Origin of the sequence: Maribacter polysiphoniae (genome assembly GCF_003148665.1) — a bacterium.
Classification (GTDB): domain Bacteria; phylum Bacteroidota; class Bacteroidia; order Flavobacteriales; family Flavobacteriaceae; genus Maribacter_A; species Maribacter_A polysiphoniae.
The window spans coordinates 184,895-202,526 of the sequence record NZ_QGGQ01000002.1; the positions used below are offsets into that span (position 1 = coordinate 184,895).

The window sequence follows — 17,632 nt, forward strand, 5'->3', positions numbered from 1 at the left end:
GGATATTTATTTGAATTTATCCGAATCCGCTTATGAAGCTTAGAGCAGATAATATTATGAAGGCCTACAGGGGGCGCCAGGTGGTAAAAGGGATTTCCTTGGAAGTCAACCAAGGGGAAATCGTTGGACTTTTAGGACCTAATGGCGCGGGAAAAACCACGTCTTTCTACATGATTGTCGGCCTTATAAAACCAAATACGGGCAAGATTTACCTGGATGACATGGAAATCACCAATTTCCCTATGTACAAACGTGCCCAAAATGGTATTGGATATTTGGCCCAAGAGGCTTCCGTGTTTCGAAAATTAAGTATTGAAAAGAATATCCTAAGCGTGCTACAGCTGACCGATCTCAGCAAAAAAGAGCAACTTATGAAAATGGAATCGCTCATTGAGGAATTCGGCCTTGGCCATATTCGGAAAAACAGGGGCGATTTACTTTCAGGGGGAGAACGTCGTAGAACCGAAATCGCTCGGGCCTTGGCCACCGACCCAAAATTCATTCTTTTGGATGAACCCTTTGCGGGGGTTGACCCCGTAGCCGTGGAGGATATACAGCGTATCGTGGCCCATTTAAAGGATAAGAACATTGGTATCCTCATCACTGACCATAATGTTCAGGAAACCTTGGCCATTACCGAACGTTCCTATTTAATGTTCGAGGGGGGAATCTTAAAATCCGGTGTACCGGAAGACCTCGCAGCTGACGAAATGGTCCGTAAGGTATACTTGGGGCAAAATTTTGAACTACGTAAAAAGAAGCTCGATTTTTAAGGCAACTAAGCCTTTTTGGATACATTCCCGACAGCAGAGCTCAAAATATAAAAGACAATAATCGCAGGTATGGCCAAATACTTCATGGTCAGTAAGAGTACCAAACTCACGATAAGGAAAATATAACGTTGCGAATTATCCTTAAAATTCCAATTCTTGAACTTTAAGGCAAACAGTTCTATTTTCGAATTCAGCAAATACGCACTTAAAATCGTCATCCCGATCAAAAACCATTGATTAAGGATAATACCGTTCAATATATCATTGTTCTGGTACAACAGGATCAAGGGCAAGGACAGGATAAGCAAGGCATTGGCCGGTGTGGGCAAACCGATAAAGGAACTGGTTTGGTTTTCATCAATATTGAATTTCGCCAAGCGATATGCCGATGCCAAAGTGATCACAAAGCCCAAAAAGGGCAAAGGGGCTACTTTAAGTCCAACCCAAAAAGTATCATGTGCCGCCTGGGAAGACAAGCTCACATTCCATCCACCATTCATAGACATGGCCAATAACTGGAACATGACAATACCGGGTACAAGTCCACTGGTAATCACATCGGCCAGAGAATCCAACTGCAGTCCCAATTCACTTTTTACATTTAAGATCCGGGCTGCCATTCCATCAAAAAAATCAAAAATAATCCCCAGGAAAACAAAAAATGCAGCAAGCTCCAACTGGTTCAATACGGCAAATACTGTAGCCACAGAGCCGCAGAAGACATTCATTAAGGTGATCAGATTGGGAATATGACGTTTCATGACTACTTGTTTATGTAAAAATAAGACATTTATAGGAATACTATTTTCATTTTCCCATCCCTAATGGTATGTCCTTACCCAAAAACCAACTTGCTTCCCTACCCACCATCCCCATCAACAAACTTTAAATCCATTATCGATAACAACCCCATACAAATCCTATTGCATAAAATGAGGATGGCCAAAATCAAAGTAAACCTTACCTTTGGCAAAACCTAATCATCAAGAAGCCTTAAGATAAAACTACCTTCTAAACAATTTATTCAGATATTTGCCATTGAAAATTTCTATCGAAACATTATGCCATTAAAAAGGTTGATCACATTCCTTTTATTTTTCATTACACTTACGGGATATTCCCAGGTTCCGGAATTATCCCCATTGTCAAAAATCAGTGTGTTGACCTGTGGGCCTGGCGACCAACTCTATTCCACTTTCGGACACAGTGCTTTTCGCGTAAAAGACCCTGCCATTGGTATAGATGTCGTCTATAATTATGGAGTGTTCGATTTTTATTCGGACAACTTTTATGTGAAATTCGCCCAAGGAAAACTGGACTATATGCTGGCCCGACAGCAATACCCCAATTTTATCCGCGAATATGAATATGATAGACGCTGGGTAAAGGAACAGGTCTTGCAATTATCCCAAACCGAGAGAAACAAGCTGTTCCAGTTTTTAGAGCACAATTACCTTCCCGAAAACAGAGGTTACCCCTATGATTTCTTTTATAACAACTGTGCCACCAAGATTTGGGATGTTCTCGATTCGGTTTACGGTAATAAATTGGTTTTCGATAAAAATTATCTTGAAAACCAATATACCCATCGCGAGCTTATACGGCAAAATATGCCGGTTAATTCATGGTCTTCCTTCGGTATAGACCTTGCCCTTGGAGCCGTCATTGACGATTTGGCAACACCAAAAGAACACATGTTCCTGCCCGAATATATAATGCAGCAATTGAACTTCGCTAAATTGGACAGCCAACCTTTAGCTCCCAAGGAGGCTTTCCTATACCAACCCAAAATCACGGAACACCAAAGTAATTTTTTACTTACCCCGCTGTTTTGGTCCTTAATGTTGATGGTTTTGGTTTTTAGTATAACCTATAAGGACCACAAGAACAACAAACGGACCAAGGGAATGGATTTCGCCCTTTTCCTAACAACAGGGCTCGCCGGGATACTTATTTTCTTTCTATGGTTTATCACGGACCATACGGCTACCGCCAATAATTTCAATATCCTTTGGGCGTTTCCATTCAATTTGGTCCTTGCCTTTTTGGTAGGGCGTAAAAAAGCACTTCCGGCCTGGACCGTCAAATACATGCTATTTTTAATCTTGATGCTATTCGTGGTTATCCTACTATGGATAATGAAGGTTCAAATATTTTCCCCGGTGCTTATCCCCATCTTATTGGCGTTGGGTTCTCGGTATTTCTTTTTATATTCCCATAATCACAAACAAAACACCCATTCCTAAATATGAACCTACTTTCTGTTGAAAACATAGCGAAGTCCTATGGTGAACTTGTCCTTTTTGAAGATCTTTCCTTTGGGGTCAATAAGGATCAGAAGATTGCCTTGATCGCCAAAAATGGCGATGGAAAAACTTCAATACTCAACATTCTTTCAGGAAAGGACGTTCCCGATGCCGGACTGGTCAATTATCGAAAAGGTGTACGGGTGTCATTCCTGGAACAGGAACCCGACCTCAATCCCGACCTAACCATTGAGGAGACTATTTTTGCCTCTGACAATGAAATACTCAGGATAATCCTGGCCTACGAAAAAGCATTGGAAAACCCTGAAGACGAAGAAGCTTACCAAAAAGCCTTTGAAGGGATGGACCGTCATGATGCCTGGGATTTCGAGACCCAATACAAGCAGATTCTCTTCAAACTGAAATTGGAGGACATCCACGCCAAAGTGGGGCTTCTATCGGGTGGACAGAAAAAGCGATTGGCCTTGGCCAATGCCCTCATCAATAGACCAGACTTATTGATCTTGGATGAACCTACCAACCATTTGGACTTGGAAATGATCGAATGGCTCGAACAATATTTTTCAAAGGAAAACATAACCTTGTTCATGGTTACCCACGACCGTTATTTCCTGGAGCGGGTCTGTAATGAAATCATTGAATTGGACGGTGGCAAATTATACCCCTATAAAGGCAATTATTCCTATTATCTGGAAAAAAAGGAAGCGCGTTTGGAACAGGAGGCCGTTGAACAACATAAATCCAAGTTACTCTTCAAAAAGGAATTGACATGGATGAGGAGACAACCCAAGGCCAGGACGACCAAATCAAAATCAAGGATCGATGACTTTAAGGATATTAAAGAAAAAGCGCACCAACGCCGTATAGAGCATGAGGTGCAACTCGAATTAAACATGGAACGCATAGGGAGTAAGATCCTTGAGCTCCATAAACTATCCAAAGCCTATCCGGGAAAACCCATCCTCGACCAATTCGATTATACCTTTACCAAAGGTGAACGTATTGGTATCATTGGAAAAAACGGCACGGGAAAATCAACCTTTCTGAATATTTTATCCGGTTTGGACCAACCTGACTCTGGCAAGGTAGTCATTGGTGAGACCATCAAAATAGGATATTATACCCAAAAAGGCATTACGATCAAACAAGGCCAAAAGGTCATCGACGTCATCCGGGAATTCGGGGATTTTATCCCCCTAAAAAAAGGCAAACAAATTTCCGCACAACAGCTGCTTGAGCGCTTTTTATTCGATAGGAAAAAACAATACGATTTTGTCGAAAAGTTAAGTGGGGGTGAACGCAAACGTCTATACCTATGTACCGTACTGATCCAAAATCCGAATTTCCTGATTTTGGATGAACCTACCAATGACCTTGATATCATGACTTTGAATGTTCTGGAGAGTTTTCTGTTGGATTTCCCGGGATGCCTCATGGTCGTATCGCATGACCGTTATTTTATGGACAAGATCGTAGACCACCTCTTTGTTTTTAGGGGAGATGCCGTTATTGAGGATTTTCCCGGCAATTATTCCGATTATAGGGCCTATGAGGACAGTCAGTTGGTAGAAATCCGGTCTGAAAAGAACAAGACCAATGAAAACAATTCTACAAAAAACTCCTGGAAAGAGGAAAGCACCGTAACAAAACTCACTTATATAGAGCAAAAGGAATACAAGTCACTGGAAAAGGACATACAACGATTGGAGAAAAAGAAAAAGGACATACAAAACAAATTCACCGAAAGTGATCTTTCCGGCGAGAAGATCGATGCGCTTTCCATAGAATTAAAGGAAATCTCAGAAGCCATTGAAACAAAAACCGAGCGATGGTTTGAGCTTTCGGCCATGATGGAAGGAAATTAACAAACACCCTTTTGTCCCATGTTATACCGCTTTATCGCTTACCTAAGATTCATCCTAAGTTCAACCAACCAGCATGGGGTACATTCCCCTTTTATGTATGCATATGTCACAAAATGCCTGTACCAAAGATCAAAATTCAAGGGAGGAAAAAACATAAAATCCTTGTTCAAGAGCATCGTATATTTTAAGGCTAGGAATATTTTTATCCCCTCTAACGAGGATGCTTTGATCGATCGGATAAAAGAAGCATTCCCAAATATTGAAACCAACCAGCAACCGGCAGACATTATTTATTTGCATACCCCCAACAAGGTATTGTTTGCCAATATCCTAAAAGAAGGCACCTATCATAATGACAGTATGGTTTGGATCGACAAGATACATTACAACAAAGAAAACACATGCCTTTGGGAGGCATTGAAGAACCATGCCAAGGTGACCGTTTCGGTTGATCTATTTTATTGCGGGGCCTTATTTTTTAGGAGGGAACAGGCGAAAGAACATTTTAAAATTAGAATATAAACCCGTAACTTTATACAGAAGGAATTCTGCGATACCAAGCTTCGCTATTTCCTTTAAAATAAGCATTCCCACAAAAGGGAAAATCAAAGTATAAAATTATGGAATATCCCATTTATTCGGTTCTAGGTGTACTTGTCGTCATATATCTGTTTTTTTTGATTGTCAACAGGAATAAATCCAAAGAAAGAAAATCGAAAAAATTCATGGATGGGTATCACCATGAGGACAAAAAAGAGAAAGAAAATCGAACCTAGGAACAACAACAATACATGAAGATTTATACTAAAACCGGAGACAAAGGCACGACTGCCCTTTTTGGCGGCACCCGAGTTTCAAAAAAGCATATCAGAATCGACAGTTATGGTACCATTGATGAATTGAATGCGTGGGTAGGCCTTATCCGCGACCAGGAAATGGACACCTACACCAAGAGTTTACTCACCCTGATCCAACAGAAACTTTTCACCGTCGGTGCCATTTTAGCCACAGACCCTGAAAAAGCCATCCTTAAAAACGGCAAAGAACGATTGAACATCCCCAAAATAGATGCTTCTGACATTGAATTGCTGGAAAACGAGATGGATATCATGAATGAATCCTTACCGCCAATGACGCATTTCATACTCCCTGGGGGACACACAACCGTGTCATACTGTCATATTGCCCGTACAGTTTGTCGTAGGGCCGAGCGTATGGCCACGGAACTGTTCGAAAAAGAGCCGTTTGATGAAAATGTCATGTCATACATAAATCGACTTTCGGACTTCCTTTTTGTCTTGGCACGGAAATTGTCCAATGACCTAAAGGCGGATGAAATCAAATGGATTCCCGAAAAAAAAGGCTAATAAATCCCGATTTTCTTCGTTATCAAACTATTATAGCTAAATAATTGCAAAATAACTTGGCTATTTCAGGATAAAAATTACTTTTGCAAAAATTTAAAATTAAACTACTAAAATGTATTGGACTTTAGAACTAGCATCCTATTTAAGTGATGCACCTTGGCCGGCGACCAAAGATGAGCTTATCGATTATTCGATTCGGACTGGAGCACCTTTGGAGGTTGTAGAAAATTTACAGTCTATGGAAGAAGAAGGTGGTGAAATATACGAGTCCATCGAAGAAATTTGGCCAGACTATCCCACAGAGGAAGATTACCTCTGGAACGAGGATGAATATTAAATAAAATCAAACACGTAAAAAAAGTCTCTTCGGAGGCTTTTTTTTTATGATTTTATTATAATTACTGTCCAGATAAAAAGAAAGAAATTAGCATTCAAAATGTTACCTTCGCAATTAAATAAAACACCTTGGGCTTTTTCTCGGTAAATTTGGCAGTATCTCAGGTATTCCTTTTGATCTATCAAAAACTGGAACACCTTTTGCTTTATCCTTGAAATATTCTTTTAGAAAGGTTTTTAATATAATAGAGCGTTTAAAAAATTGAAAGAAATCGATTTCCGCAACTTTCAATAATATAATAGTAAGAAATTATGAGTTTTATAAATTCAGTGCTGAAGGCATTTGTAGGGGACAAATCAAAGAAAGATGTTAAAGAACTACAACCCATACTTAAGCAGATAAAATCATTTGAATCAATCTTGGAAGGTTTGAGTATTGATGAACTCAGGGCCAAAACTGCTGAGTTCAAAGCAAGAATCAAGGCCGATCGCAAAGAATTGGACGATAAGATCGCCGAGTTGACCGAGCAGGTTCACAGCTCTACCGATATTGACAAGAACGAGGATATTTACGGAGAAATTGACAAGCTCCAGGAAGAGGCTTATAAAATTTCCGAAAAAACCTTGAACGATATTCTGCCAGAGGCATTTGCCGTAGTCAAGGAAACAGCCAAGAGATTTGTGGCCAATGAAACCCTTGAGGTTACCGCAACGGAGTTTGATAGAAAATTATCGGGAAGTAAGGATTATGTATCCTTGGATGGTGACAAGGCTATCTGGAAAAACTCATGGGATGCTGCTGGAAAAGCAGTTACATGGGATATGGTACATTACGATGTACAGCTTATTGGTGGTATCGCCCTTCACCAAGGTAAGATTGCGGAAATGCAAACAGGTGAAGGTAAGACCTTGGTCGCTACCCTACCTATGTATTTAAATGCACTTTCTGGACATGGCGCGCATTTGGTAACCGTAAACGATTACTTGGCAAAAAGGGATAGTGCCTGGATGGCCCCTATATTTGAATTCCACGGACTTTCCGTTGATTGTATAGATCATCACAAACCCAACTCCGAAGGACGTAGGGCGGCTTATAACGCTGACATTACCTATGGTACCAATAACGAATTTGGTTTTGATTACCTAAGGGACAATATGGCGCATACACCTGCAGACTTGGTGCAAAGACCACACAATTATGCGATTGTCGATGAGGTCGATTCTGTCTTGGTCGATGATGCACGTACCCCGCTGATCATCTCAGGACCTGTTCCTGAAGGGGATCGCCATGAATTCAACGAGCTCAAACCAAAGGTCAATGATATTGTCCAAAAGCAAAGGCAACATTTGACCGGCGTATTGGCTGAGGCAAAAAAAGCAATTGCTGCCGGTGACACCAAGGAAGGTGGGTTCCTCTTACTAAGGGTCTTTAGGGGATTACCTAAAAATAAGGCCTTGATCAAATACTTGAGTGAAGAAGGTATCAAGCAATTGTTGCAGAAAACCGAGAACTACTACATGCAGGATAACAATAGGGAAATGCCAAAGGTTGACGAAGACCTCCTATTTGTTATCGATGAGAAGAACAATCAAATTGAATTGACCGATAAGGGTGTCGATTATATCTCTGGGGAACAGAATAGGGATTTCTTCGTTATGCCTGATATTGGTGGTGAAATAGCGAAAATCGAAAGTCAGAACCTCGATATTGAAAAAGAAGCCGAGCTAAAAGAAGAGCTCTTTAAGGACTTTACGATAAAGAGTGAACGAATACATACCATGAGCCAATTGTTAAAGGCATATACCCTTTTTGAAAAAGATGTGGAATATGTGGTCATGGACAATAAGGTTTTGATCGTTGATGAGCAAACCGGTCGTATTATGGATGGGCGTCGTTATTCTGATGGTTTACACCAAGCCATTGAGGCGAAGGAAAATGTGAAGATCGAAGCACTGACGCAGACCTTCGCTACAGTTACCCTCCAGAATTATTTCAGGATGTACAAAAAGCTGTCAGGGATGACAGGTACTGCCGTTACGGAAGCTGGGGAATTTTGGGAAATTTACAAGTTGGATGTGATGGAGATCCCAACAAACCGTCCAATTGCCAGGGATGACCGAAACGACTTGATCTATAAGACCAAACGCGAAAAGTACAATGCCATTATTGAAGAGGTGACTAAGTTATCACAATCAGGAAGGCCTGTATTGATCGGTACGACCTCGGTTGAAATTTCAGAATTACTGTCCCGAATGTTGAACATTCGAAAAGTACCCCATAATGTTTTGAATGCGAAACTGCACAAAAAAGAAGCCGATGTGGTTGCAGAGGCCGGTAATCCAGGGGTGGTTACCATAGCAACCAACATGGCAGGTCGTGGTACGGACATTAAGCTGACCGAAGAAGTGAAAAAAGCGGGTGGTTTGGCCATTATTGGTACAGAACGCCACGATTCGAGACGTGTAGACAGACAGTTAAGAGGTCGGGCAGGACGACAAGGTGATCCAGGAAGCTCCCAATTCTATGTCTCTTTGGAGGATAACCTAATGCGTTTGTTCGGTTCTGACCGGGTAGCGAAGATGATGGACAAGATGGGCTTGGAAGACGGAGAGGTCATACAACATTCCATGATGACAAAATCAATTGAACGGGCCCAGAAAAAAGTAGAGGAAAACAACTTTGGGGTTCGTAAACGATTGTTGGAGTATGATGATGTCATGAACGCACAGCGTGAGGTTGTATACAAAAGAAGACGACATGCCCTACAGGGTGAGCGACTTAAGGTCGATATTGCCAATATGATCTATGATACCTGTGAGGTCATTGCCGAGACCAATAAGGTGGCCATGGATTACAAACATTTCGAATTCGAATTGATTAAATTCTTCTCGATAACCTCACCCATAAGTGAGGCCGATTTCGGAAAAATGACCGTGCCCGAACTGGCAAATTCCATTTATAAATCCGCCTACGAGTTTTATCAAGGTAAGATGGAACGCAATGCAGCAACCGCATTCCCTGTCATTAAGAAGGTTTACGAGGACAATTCAAACAAGTTCGAACGTATTGTGGTGCCATTTACTGATGGGATCAAGAGTTTGAATGTGGTTACCAACCTGAAGGAAGCGTACGAAAGTGATGGTAAACAATTGGTAACTGATTTTGAAAAGAACATTACACTTGCCATAATAGATGACGCTTGGAAAACCCATTTACGCAAAATGGATGAACTGAAGCAATCAGTACAATTGGCTGTCCATGAACAAAAAGATCCTTTGTTGATCTACAAGTTCGAGGCCTTTGAACTTTTCAAAAGTATGATCGACAAGGTCAACAAGGAAGTGGTTTCATTCCTATTCAAAGGGGAATTACCAACTGAAAACCCCAATGAAATCCAAAATGCAGGAAACGTAAGAAGACCTAAGGAAAATTTACAGACCAGTAAGGAGGAAATCCCCAATAGTGATGAACTCGCCTCCCAAAACAGGGCTGCTGGCCAAACCCAAGGGCAAAGACCACAAATAACGGAAACCATTATCCGTGACCATCCTAAAATTGGACGAAATGACCGGGTCACCATTAAAAATGTGATGTCGGGTGAAAGTAAAACCGTGAAATACAAACAGGCGGAACCGCTGATCCATAATGGTGATTGGGTTTTGACTGAAGATTGATTTCCATTCAAATAATTATAAAAAGCGACCTAACGGTCGCTTTTTTTTTGCAAAAAACCAAAAACATAATAAAAGCCCATTTACATAACCCCATTTATGAATGGAATTGTATTGCGATACTCCATGGACTAGCCAATTCAATAGTGCCTTCTTGTTATAAGACTCTATATCAGTTACATTAAAAGACCAGAATGAAAATTCAACCTATAAGAATAAAGAATCTATCCACAGGTTTCCCACTAAATGCGGGCATCGTTATTTAATTTTTTTGCTAAAAAGTTGAACAAAACATTTATATTTCATGAAATGATGTTGATTTAATTGTAAAACATATTTAGATTTACCATAAATAACATTAGATTATAAGGAATTACCTTTCAATTCGAACATGCAATTCTCTATTAATGAGCCAAAAATTCAAGTCATGAAAATATCCGTTCAAGATGAATATCGCTTAAAGGATAAGATCAAATTAACATTGAGGGTGAATTATTTTTCCTCAATATTCGCCATCATCCTTGGATTCCTTTGCCTTTTTGTTCTTAATATCACAGAGATACTACCCTATGCCTTTTTGGGCTTTGGTGTTGTAAACCTTATAAATACCATAGCCTTTAAATGGCACAACAATCTAACAGCCACATACAATATCACCTCGATTACCGGCCTAATCTGCGGAACCTTCATTACCCTCTTTAGTGGGGGAATAAACAGTCCGTTTATTTTTGTACTGGCTCTTATTGTATTCACGGGATATGTCACTACCAAGCTATACGGCAAGGTTTATCTGTATATCAACATGTCTATTGTCTGTCTGTTGTATTTGGAGAGTCTTCCACAATATAGCCTAGCCTACAATGCGGTACCTGAGGCATCACGAGATCTTTTCAGTTTGTTCAGTGTTCTTTTTTCGGTCTATCTACTAGGGGGTGTATTGGGGAAAAACCTCTTGAAGGCGCACCACAACCTCTACAAATCACGCAATGAGATCGAAAAACGGATCAAGGAAAAAGAAACTTTGCTTCGTGAAGTACATCACCGGGTAAAGAACAACCTACAAACCGTTTCAAGTCTTTTAAGCCTACAATCGAGGAATATTCAGGATGAAAAAATGAAAAACATCATGAAAAGCAGCCAAAACAGGGTTATCTCAATGGCTATGGTCCACGAAATGTTGTATATGCGCGATGACCTTTCCAAAATAGAGTACAAATCCTATGTTCAGGAATTAAGTGAATTCTTAATTCGCTCATTGAAAGGTGCCGATAGCAAGATAAAACTCAATATTGACATACCCGATATCAAGTTGGGTATCGATACGGCCATACCGTTAGGCCTTTTGATCAACGAAGCGATTACCAATGCCCTCAAATATGGCATAACCGATCAAAAGGATGGGGAAATAAATATTTCCATACGACAGAATGAAACCAATGGTTATGAATTACGGATAGGTGATAATGGCATCGGTTTCCCCGATACTATTGACCACAAAACAACCAAATCATTAGGACTCAAATTAATCCATAATCTGGCACGTCAATTGAAAGGAAGCATTAGTAAGGATCTTTCCAAAAAAGGCACGAACTACATTATAGAATTCTACGAAGTAGGGAAGCAATTTAATGCCGTTGCTTGATTATCAACAAAAACAATCGGGAATACACTGATTTTAAAGGCTCTAAGGTTATTTTTTCTTTTTAATCCCTATATTTAAAAGACGAATTAACAAACCTCACATGTTGAAAAGAGTACTCCTTTTGTCCTTTGTCCTCTTATGGACCTTAAACAGTACGGCCCAAAGCGCTTCTGGAGACGGACCGTATTCCCAATTGATCATTCGTGGGGTAATGCTTATTAACGGCAATGGAGCCCCTCCACAGGGCCCAATCGATATTGTGGTAGAAGATAACATTATTAAAAAAATACAGGTTGTTGGCTACCCTGGAGTGACCATAAACGAGGATAGCCGACCTAAATTAAAGGCAGGAGGCAAGGAACTGGATTGCAATGGTATGTATCTTATGCCAGGTTTTATTGATATGCATGGACATATTGGTGGTAAGGCACAAGGCGCCGACCCGGACTATGTTTTTAGATTGTGGATGGCCCATGGGATCACTACGGTTCGTGAACCTAGTGGCCGTGGCATTGATTTTACACTCGATTTAAAACGAAAAAGTGCCAAAAATGAAATCGTGGCTCCCCGCATTTTGGCTTATACGGCATTTGGTCAAGGCAGCGATGAACCCATATCCACCCCCGAAATGGCGAAGGAATGGGTAAGGAACAATGCCAAGAAAGGAGCTGATGGCGTTAAATTTTTTGGGGCTGAACCTGAAATTATGGATGCTGCACTACGTGAGAATAAAATAGTGGGACTGCGATCAGCCTGTCATCATGCACAATTGAATGTTGCCCGCTGGAATGTGCTTCATTCGGCAAGGGCCGGACTTACAACCATGGAACATTGGTATGGGTTGCCCGAAGCGCTATTTAAAGACAGAACCGTTCAGGATTACCCTTTGGATTATAACTATAACAATGAACAACACCGTTTTGAGGAAGCCGGTCGATTATGGAAACAAGCTGCTGAACCCTATTCCGAACATTGGAACGCCGTGATGGATGAACTATTGGCCTTGGATTTCACCCTTGACCCTACCTTCAACATCTATGAGGCCAGTCGTGATCTTCAGAGAGCCAGACGTGCCGAATGGCACGAGGATTATACCTTACCCTCGTTATGGGAATTTTACCAGCCCAGTAAGATCTCACACGGTTCATACTGGCATGATTGGGGAACAGAACAGGAAGTGGTTTGGAAAGAAAACTACAAACTCTGGATGACCTTTGTCAACGAATATAAAAACCGCGGTGGCCGGGTAACTGCCGGTTCCGATTCTGGCTATATTTTCCAACTTTACGGATTTGCGTTTATACGTGAGCTGGAGTTGTTACGGGAAGCAGGTTTCCATCCTTTGGAAATCATTAGATCGGCAACCCTAAATGGGGCTGAAGCACTGGGAATGGACAAAGCCATTGGAAGTGTTACCGTCGGTAAATTGGCCGATTTTGTGGTGGTCGATGAAAACCCATTGCGAAACCTCAAGGTACTCTATGGCATTGGGTCCATAAAATTGACCGAGAATAACGAAGTAGTACGTGTTGGGGGTGTAAAATACACCATTAAGGATGGCATTGTCTATGACGCCAAAGCCCTTTTAAAGGAAGTAAAGGATATGGTCGATGCCGAAAAGAAAAGAATGGACTACCAAATTACACAACCTGGTATAAAGCATTAATTGCCGTAACGGGTTATAACGGTCCCATGATAGTCCCTCTGGATGATAATTATAATTGGATTGGGACTATTCCTTGACCCTTACTTTCAAAGGCTGTAAAAAGCCCTTCGTTTTAGGGAACACTATCATATTCAAAATCAATAAAGCAACCGGAAGCAATAAAATAAATAGTAGCATAGGTTAAAGGTTTAAGATTAAACAGGATTAAAAAAAACAACCAACCCCTTTTTTTTAGGATAGTTTAGGTTTGTCCTTTTTAGTAGTAAAAGTCAAAGCTTTCTTTACTCTTGAATTTTTGAACTTGTATAAGCGCGCAACACTTTTCTCCGTAGTGATTTTAATTTCCTTAACACTAGCAGAATCGTCAACCCCACTATCCAGAACAATATCCATTTGAATAGGCTCCACTGTATCATTGGTATTTGAGTTTTGGGCTTGCGCGGTTAAAGTGATAAAAAGAACAAAAGTCAAGGTTAAAAAAGCTTTCATAATAACGATTTGGGTTACATAAATTTAACTCCAATCGAAGGCTTAATAGGTTCACAAAACGTTGAAAAGCCCTTGTTTTTCGGTTATCGGAAATAGTTTGGATAAAGTGCCCAAAATCTCCGACAACCGTTTTCAATACAAAAAACAGTTTGCCGGACCAAAGGATAATTTAATCGGTTTATGGGTGCACCCAACTGCAACCGATACTTGAAATTCCATACGAAAAGTACGGACTGACCTGAAATTTTAGAAGGGTTTACAATTCGGAATGAACAAGCCAAATGGTGGCTATAAAATAGTTTAACGATTGAAATGCGGGAATAGGAAAAATCCTGCAATCCGCAATAAACCTGAAAGTTTATTATCTGCTGTATGGATTATTGGACAACCTTGAAGATCGATGAAAGCAAAATGGTTTTAAAATAAACCTGTTTGTCCACCTTTTGAAAACAAAATACCTAAAAAATCAAAGGGATAGAAAGAACCAAAGGTAGACCGGAAGGAAACGATCTTTACGGACCGATTGGACTACGTTGTATCAATAACACCTAAAGTTAGGCAAGTACGGGTTTATTCCACTTTGTCTTAAAAGCAAGAGCCCTTTTCACCTTCGTATTTTTAAACTTATAAATACCAACCGCATTGGACTCTTTAGGACGTCTTAGATTGTAGATACCTACCTGTTCTTGAACGGACTGGGCTGGAAGTGCCAAAAACGTTAGTGCAGAACCCTTTTTTATTGAATTCATTTGTTTATTCGGACCTATACAATGGGCAAAGGATATAAAGCCAGTAAATAAAAAGATGGTTACTAAAAAAAGGGTTCGCATAGTTGTTAGTAAGTTTGGTTATAATAGAACCTGACGACCCTTGTTTCCCTTCCGAATATTCGATGAAGTGTATTGTTTTATAGATAAAAAGTCAATACTTCGATGAAATACACTGTTCTACCGGATAAATCCCATGCACAATAATACACTTTATCGTTGTTTTATGTATTTCATCGATATTTTCTGTGTTTAGAAACAACCTTTCTTCCTCAAAGCCATGATTACCTACGACCAATGGCCCTTTCATAAATCACTTATGTAACGGATTCCCTATCGAAAGTCCAATCCCACCTACATGACTATTGCAGGCGTATGGCTTTACCCCGTATTCCGATAGGAAATATCAAAAAATGGTGCAGATAGCTTTTTGACACCACGTGTTCCTCTACCCCTAAACACGGTATACCATAAAGATTCTAAGACCCAATCGCTAAAAGAATCCTTTGATTTTCGTCAATTTTTGGTACTAAGAACCTGGTGCTGTAAATGTTCAAGGAACCTAAAAGCACAATAACTTCCCCTTCCGTCACTTTGGGATTGCGACGGAAATTATTAGGAAAATCGTTTTAAAAAAGGTGAAATATGATGAATATGAATACTTCGATCCAATTTGGATGTTACAGATGTGATCTATTTCACACTATCCAATATCTTTCCTTTACTTACCTCGCCAATAACAACTACATCCTTGGATGCTTCATATTCTTTAATTGCCATTTGCATTTGTTCCTTTGTATCCCTTCTGATCTTCACTCCAGCTTTGGAACCTCTATTTCGTATTTCTATATAAAAACCATCCCTTAATTCCGTTGGTTTAGTTGCCGGTCTACCCATAATATTGCTTATAAACTTAGTTAATGTAGTGCGTCCTTTATCATTAATCCCCACCACTGTACTCAATAGTCGTTAATTAAAGGCCTAACCTACAGCAAAAAGTAAGTAAAACATAGCATTTACCAAAATAGTTATTAAGTATTCATGAACAAAAGACCCATTTATCTTAATTTTAAGAAAGTTTAACATAATCGACTATGAAAATCATAATTCAAGACCCTTAATTGGTCAAAAAGACATCATTTTCACAATTGATAAATTTAAAAAAATCCATAAATGATAATCAAAGAAAACATAACCTACCGGGATGCCTCAAAGAATGAGTTTGAGGGTGTCGTCGTATGGGATGACTCCCACCCTCAGCCCAAACCTGGAATACTGGTCTCCCATATGTGGAGTGGACAGTCTGGATTTGAAGTGGAAAAAGCAACGGAATTAGCCCAATTAGGCTACGTGGGGTTTGCCATCGACAACTATGGAAAAGGACGCCGGGCCAATGGACCCGAAGAGGCACAAAAACTTATGGATGAGCTCGACCACAACCGACCCTTATTACAATCGCGTATGTTCCTGGCGGTTGACACCTTAAAGAAACATAAGGCGGTCGATGACACCCAAATTGGGGCAATTGGTTTTTGCTTTGGGGGAAAATGTGTTTTAGACCTGGCACGTTCTGGAATCCAAATTAGGGGCGTGGTAAGTTTTCATGGATTATTGGATCCGCCCGTTCCCCATCCCAATAAGGAAATCCAAAGTGCGGTACTGGTCCTGCATGGCTGGGAAGACCCTATGGCATTGCCCCATGACATGGTTAAGCTTTCCGAAGAAATGAATACCCACAAGGCCGACTGGAATATCCATATATACGGGCATACCGGACATGCATTCACCAATCCCAAAGCTCAATTCCCTGAAAAAGGATTGTTCTTCGAACCTACGTCCAATAGACGTTCATGGGATGCAATGATCTATTTCTTTAATGAGCTCTTTGATTGAAGCTATTCCTGTTTACAACACATTTTAATCCATAGCCATGTAAGTAAAGTAAAAAGGCTACAACTAAAATAAAAAAGACATACCATGAATAAATTAACCCTATTGGCATTTACACTCTTGTTCTCTTTAAGTTGTGAATCCAAAGTAAAGGACAAGAAGCAGGATTCGGGCAATATCGATACTGAAACCGCGATTAAATTATCTCCCAGTGAATTGAAAAAATATAAGGTTGCCTATTTTGCAAGTGGTTGTTTTTGGTGTGTCGAGGCCATTTACGAAGATGTCATCGGCGTAAAGGAAGTTGTTTCGGGATATTCAGGAGGTACTGAGAAAAACCCCACTTATGAGCAGGTAGGAAGAGGCTTAACAAGCCATGCCGAGGCCGTAAAGGTATATTACGACCCGAAGGTGGTCGACTTCAAAACCTTGGTCAAGGTGTTCTTTGGTTCTCACGACCCCACAACATTGAATAGACAAGGGCCAGATCATGGTGCCCAATATCGTTCCATTGCATTTTATTCGAATGACGAAGAGAAAAAAATCATTGAGGATTATATTTCCCAATTGACAAAAGACAAGGTCTATAGTGCACCCATAGTTACCCAAGTCAAGCCATTCGACAAATTCTATGATGCCGAGGAATATCATCAGGATTATGAAAAGCTGAATCCGAACAACCCCTATATCATAAACATCTCAATCCCAAGGTATAATAGGTTTAAAGCCAAATATCCCGAATTATTGAAAAAAGGGGCGCACTGACAACCACTGCCATCATCAAAAAATATAAAAGCGATTTTTACGGGTCGCTTTTTTTTATTTACGAAAATATCCGATTATCTTTAAGACCATTAATCATTGATACACCAATGGGACGTCAAAAATGCAATCCTCT

The 17,632-nt window shown here is 40.3% G+C and carries 15 protein-coding genes; 11 read left to right on the forward strand and 4 right to left on the reverse strand.

The annotated features are described in order from the left end of the window. Positions 1 to 32: 32 nt before the first annotated feature. Positions 33 to 773, forward strand: coding sequence for an LPS export ABC transporter ATP-binding protein (lptB, locus tag LX92_RS05140; protein ID WP_109649225.1), 741 nt, complete (start codon positions 33 to 35; stop codon positions 771 to 773). 5 nt (positions 774 to 778) lie between these two features. On the opposite strand, the gene LX92_RS05145 is transcribed toward lptB, so the two are convergent. Further along, entirely contained in the window at positions 779 to 1,534 is a 756-nt protein-coding gene (locus LX92_RS05145) for a CDP-alcohol phosphatidyltransferase family protein (protein ID WP_109649226.1), read from the reverse strand. Between the two features lie 300 nt (positions 1,535 to 1,834). Here LX92_RS05145 and LX92_RS05150 point away from each other — a divergent pair, with 300 nt between their 5' ends. The 8 genes from LX92_RS05150 to LX92_RS05185 all read left to right on the forward strand — a co-directional run bounded on the left by LX92_RS05150 (position 1,835) and on the right by LX92_RS05185 (position 13,588). Further along, positions 1,835 to 3,019, forward strand: coding sequence for an Lnb N-terminal periplasmic domain-containing protein (locus LX92_RS05150; RefSeq protein ID WP_109649227.1), 1,185 nt, complete (start codon positions 1,835 to 1,837; stop codon positions 3,017 to 3,019). A 2-nt stretch (positions 3,020 to 3,021) separates the two neighbouring features. Further along, positions 3,022 to 4,905: a ribosomal protection-like ABC-F family protein gene (abc-f, locus tag LX92_RS05155; protein WP_109649228.1), complete on the forward strand. Its 1,884-nt coding sequence runs from the start codon at positions 3,022 to 3,024 to the stop codon at positions 4,903 to 4,905. Between the two features lie 162 nt (positions 4,906 to 5,067). Then, positions 5,068 to 5,427, forward strand: coding sequence for a hypothetical protein (locus tag LX92_RS05160; protein ID WP_146197800.1), 360 nt, complete (start codon positions 5,068 to 5,070; stop codon positions 5,425 to 5,427). Between the two features lie 269 nt (positions 5,428 to 5,696). After that, positions 5,697 to 6,272, forward strand: coding sequence for a cob(I)yrinic acid a,c-diamide adenosyltransferase (locus LX92_RS05165; protein ID WP_109649230.1), 576 nt, complete (start codon positions 5,697 to 5,699; stop codon positions 6,270 to 6,272). 112 nt (positions 6,273 to 6,384) lie between these two features. After that, positions 6,385 to 6,609, forward strand: a complete 225-nt coding sequence (locus LX92_RS05170; protein WP_013994285.1) for a DUF2795 domain-containing protein — start codon at positions 6,385 to 6,387, stop codon at positions 6,607 to 6,609. Positions 6,610 to 6,920: 311 nt separating this feature from the next. After that, a complete protein-coding gene (gene secA, locus LX92_RS05175; protein ID WP_109649231.1) occupies positions 6,921 to 10,283 on the forward strand; it encodes a preprotein translocase subunit SecA in 3,363 nt (1,120 codons plus the stop codon). Positions 10,284 to 10,707: 424 nt separating this feature from the next. Beyond that, the gene (locus tag LX92_RS05180; protein WP_109649644.1) at positions 10,708 to 11,922 is read left to right on the forward strand and encodes a sensor histidine kinase; all 1,215 of its coding nucleotides are present in this window, start codon (positions 10,708 to 10,710) and stop codon (positions 11,920 to 11,922) included. 100 nt (positions 11,923 to 12,022) lie between these two features. Then, positions 12,023 to 13,588 (forward strand): amidohydrolase family protein, encoded by a 1,566-nt coding sequence (locus tag LX92_RS05185; protein ID WP_109649232.1) that lies wholly within the window; start codon positions 12,023 to 12,025, stop codon positions 13,586 to 13,588. A 231-nt stretch (positions 13,589 to 13,819) separates the two neighbouring features. Here LX92_RS05185 and LX92_RS05190 read toward each other — a convergent pair whose 3' ends face one another. From LX92_RS05190 to LX92_RS05200, 3 genes are all read right to left on the reverse strand, one after another. Next, the gene (locus tag LX92_RS05190) at positions 13,820 to 14,077 is read right to left on the reverse strand and encodes a hypothetical protein (RefSeq protein ID WP_109649233.1); all 258 of its coding nucleotides are present in this window, start codon (positions 14,075 to 14,077) and stop codon (positions 13,820 to 13,822) included. A 554-nt stretch (positions 14,078 to 14,631) separates the two neighbouring features. Further along, positions 14,632 to 14,826, reverse strand: a complete 195-nt coding sequence (locus LX92_RS05195; protein ID WP_146197801.1) for a hypothetical protein — start codon at positions 14,824 to 14,826, stop codon at positions 14,632 to 14,634. A gap of 711 nt (positions 14,827 to 15,537) precedes the next feature. Further along, on the reverse strand, positions 15,538 to 15,741 hold the full coding sequence (locus LX92_RS05200) for a hypothetical protein (RefSeq protein ID WP_109649235.1): 204 nt from the start codon (positions 15,739 to 15,741) through the stop codon (positions 15,538 to 15,540). Positions 15,742 to 16,017: 276 nt separating this feature from the next. Between LX92_RS05200 and LX92_RS05205 the strand changes: the two genes are divergently transcribed. Both LX92_RS05205 and msrA read left to right on the forward strand, forming a co-directional pair. Then, a complete protein-coding gene (locus LX92_RS05205; protein ID WP_109649236.1) occupies positions 16,018 to 16,737 on the forward strand; it encodes a dienelactone hydrolase family protein in 720 nt (239 codons plus the stop codon). Positions 16,738 to 16,821: 84 nt separating this feature from the next. Further along, a complete protein-coding gene (msrA, locus tag LX92_RS05210; protein ID WP_109649237.1) occupies positions 16,822 to 17,499 on the forward strand; it encodes a peptide-methionine (S)-S-oxide reductase MsrA in 678 nt (225 codons plus the stop codon). Positions 17,500 to 17,632: the final 133 nt, after the last annotated feature.

Bases quoted from the DNA above. Each gene is read 5' to 3' on its own strand.
- LX92_RS05165 (WP_109649230.1), top strand. From the start codon at position 5,697: ATGAAGATTTATACTAAAACCGGAGACAAAGGCACGACTGCCCTTTTT.
- LX92_RS05185 (WP_109649232.1), top strand. From the start codon at position 12,023: ATGTTGAAAAGAGTACTCCTTTTGTCCTTTGTCCTCTTATGGACCTTA.
- lptB (WP_109649225.1), top strand. From the start codon at position 33: ATGAAGCTTAGAGCAGATAATATTATGAAGGCCTACAGGGGGCGCCAG.
- LX92_RS05205 (WP_109649236.1), top strand. From the start codon at position 16,018: ATGATAATCAAAGAAAACATAACCTACCGGGATGCCTCAAAGAATGAG.
- LX92_RS05190 (WP_109649233.1), bottom strand. From the start codon at position 14,077: ATGAAAGCTTTTTTAACCTTGACTTTTGTTCTTTTTATCACTTTAACC.
- LX92_RS05180 (WP_109649644.1), top strand. From the start codon at position 10,708: ATGAAAATATCCGTTCAAGATGAATATCGCTTAAAGGATAAGATCAAA.
- LX92_RS05200 (WP_109649235.1), bottom strand. From the start codon at position 15,741: ATGGGTAGACCGGCAACTAAACCAACGGAATTAAGGGATGGTTTTTAT.
- LX92_RS05145 (WP_109649226.1), bottom strand. From the start codon at position 1,534: ATGAAACGTCATATTCCCAATCTGATCACCTTAATGAATGTCTTCTGC.
- secA (WP_109649231.1), top strand. From the start codon at position 6,921: ATGAGTTTTATAAATTCAGTGCTGAAGGCATTTGTAGGGGACAAATCA.
- LX92_RS05150 (WP_109649227.1), top strand. From the start codon at position 1,835: ATGCCATTAAAAAGGTTGATCACATTCCTTTTATTTTTCATTACACTT.
- LX92_RS05195 (WP_146197801.1), bottom strand. From the start codon at position 14,826: ATGAATTCAATAAAAAAGGGTTCTGCACTAACGTTTTTGGCACTTCCA.
- LX92_RS05170 (WP_013994285.1), top strand. From the start codon at position 6,385: ATGTATTGGACTTTAGAACTAGCATCCTATTTAAGTGATGCACCTTGG.
- msrA (WP_109649237.1), top strand. From the start codon at position 16,822: ATGAATAAATTAACCCTATTGGCATTTACACTCTTGTTCTCTTTAAGT.
- abc-f (WP_109649228.1), top strand. From the start codon at position 3,022: ATGAACCTACTTTCTGTTGAAAACATAGCGAAGTCCTATGGTGAACTT.